Source organism: Micromonospora sp. S4605 (assembly GCF_003176715.1).
Taxonomy (GTDB): domain Bacteria; phylum Actinomycetota; class Actinomycetes; order Mycobacteriales; family Micromonosporaceae; genus Micromonospora; species Micromonospora echinaurantiaca.
This window is the reverse complement of sequence record NZ_QGSW01000183.1, coordinates 1-2,100: the sequence shown is the minus strand read 5'-3', so window position 1 is coordinate 2,100 and position 2,100 is coordinate 1. Positions and strand designations below refer to the sequence as shown.

The 2,100-nt window shown below is 74.3% G+C and carries 1 protein-coding gene; it reads right to left on the bottom strand.

Annotated features, from left to right (window positions below; translation table 11 throughout):
• Window positions 1–642 precede the first annotated feature (642 nt).
• Window positions 643–2,100: beta-N-acetylhexosaminidase (locus DLJ47_RS14560; RefSeq protein ID WP_109900567.1), on the bottom strand; the 1,458-nt coding region annotated here is incomplete at its 5' end.

The window sequence follows — 2,100 nt, the reverse complement described above, 5'->3', positions numbered from 1 at the left end:
CACCCCACACCGGCGTCCAAACCCGGCACCCGCCACCCCACCGGGCACCGCGATCCAGACATCCCGGGCGTCCGCGGACAGCCACCACGCCACCGGACCCCCGGGCCAGCACCGGACAACGGCCTGTCGCCGGGACAACGGCCGGTCGCCGGACAACGGTTCCGTCGGCTCTGGATGCCGCCACATCGCCGACGCGGAGTGGATCACGACTGGAAGAGCGCCCTGGGCCAGTGCGCAGGGGTGCCAGGGCGTCGCGGGACGCCAGTGCCGACAATCGCCCGACAGCGTGATGACTCAGCGGCATATTTATGACTCTGAGGTATCACGCCGAGGCGGAACTGCCCGCTCCGGCCACGACACTCCCGAGGCCGGCCGCCGCGGCCACTGACGCCCGGTCGCCAGCCGCCGGTTCGCGTCCTCGATCGCCGCGGCCCTGTTGCTGTTTCACCTCGATGCACGGTTGGCTGCGGCACGGACGGGACGGAGCACCAGCCCGACCCTGGCCACCCCGCCGACACAGTCCATCCCGGCTGGCGACGGCACCACCAGCGGCGGCGACCCGGCATGGTGGGCCGGGACCGGGTCGGGCCAGCCGCCGATCTCCGGAAGCGGGGTCGGCGGCTGGCCCGTGCCAACTGGGAATCAGACGGACCGGGCGGTGGCCGGTGCGTCGTCGGGGCCGGGCTGGGTCGGGATCGCGGGCCGCGGACCCGCAGGCACCGGAGCCGCCACCGGCGCCTCCGCCGGCCAGGACACCTCCGGCGAGCGGTGGAAGGTGATGCCGGCGGCGGTCCAGCGCGGGCCGTGCCCGGCCAGCCGGTCGCGGAACCGGTCCCAGTCGTGCGTGGCCCGCGGCGACCAGCCCAGCTCGGCCAGGGCGGGCAGCCGGGGGAAGAGCATGAACTCGACCTCGGGCAGCGAGGTCACCGACTCGGTCCAGAGCGGTGCCTCGACGCCCAGCACCGCCGCCTCCGGCACGCCCGTCACGTGCGCGCCCGGATCCCACTCGTACGACCGCCGCAGCTCGATCAGGCCGGCCCAGTCGTGCCCGATCGGGGTGTCCGGGGCGTACTTCATGTCCAGGTAGGCGTGGTTGCCGGGGGAGAGGAGGAGCCGGGCGCCCCGGCGTACCGCCTCGGCGGTGGTCGGGTCGTCGGCGTCGGTGCCCCACCACTGGAGCACCCGGTCGTCGACGTGCCCGGCGGGCGCGAGCTGGTGCCAGCCGACCACGGTCTTGCCGAGGCCGGCGACGATCCGCTGCGCCCGCTCGACGAAGCCGGTGTACGCCTCCCCCTTCACCTTGAACGCCTCGTCCCCGCCGATGTGCAGCCACCGGCCCGGCGTCATCGCGGCCACCTCGGCGAGCACGTCGGTGACGAAGTCGGACGTCCGCTCGCTGGCCGGGTCGACGTAGCTGAAGCCGACCTCGGTGCCGGTGTACGGCGTCGGCACGATTCCCGCCGAGGCCAGTTCGGGGTACGCGACCAGCGCCGCGTTGGTGTGCCCGGGCAGGTCGATCTCCGGCACCACGGTGATGTGCCGCTCGGCCGCGTAGGCGACGATCCGCTGGTAGTCGGCCTTCGTGTAGTACCCGCCAGGGCCGTCGCCCACCTCGCCGACCCCGCCGACGGCGGCCAGCCGAGGCCAGGAGTCGATGGCGATCCGCCAGCCCTGGTCGTCGGTGAGGTGCAGGTGCAGGTGGTTGAGCTTGTACCGGGAAAGGTGGTCGACCACCCGCAGCACGTCCTCGACGCCGAAGAAGTGCCGGGCCACGTCGAGCATCGCGCCCCGGTAGGCGAACCGCGGCCGGTCGGTGATCGACCCGCCGGGAAGTGCCCACCGCTCGGCCACCGGGGTGCGGCTCTCGATCGCCGCCGGCAGCAGCTGGCGCAGCGTCTGCACACCGTGCAGCAGTCCGGCGGGTCCGGCCGCGGCGATGCGTACCCCCGTCGGGGTGACGTCCAGCTGGTAGCCCTCCGGGCCGAGGGTCTCGTCGTCGACCAGCACCAGCGCGATGCCGCCGGCCGGCTCGGGCCGGGCGGCGTCGGTGACCGGCAGCGGGTATCCGGTGGCCGGGCGGAGCAGCGCGGCCAGCTGCTC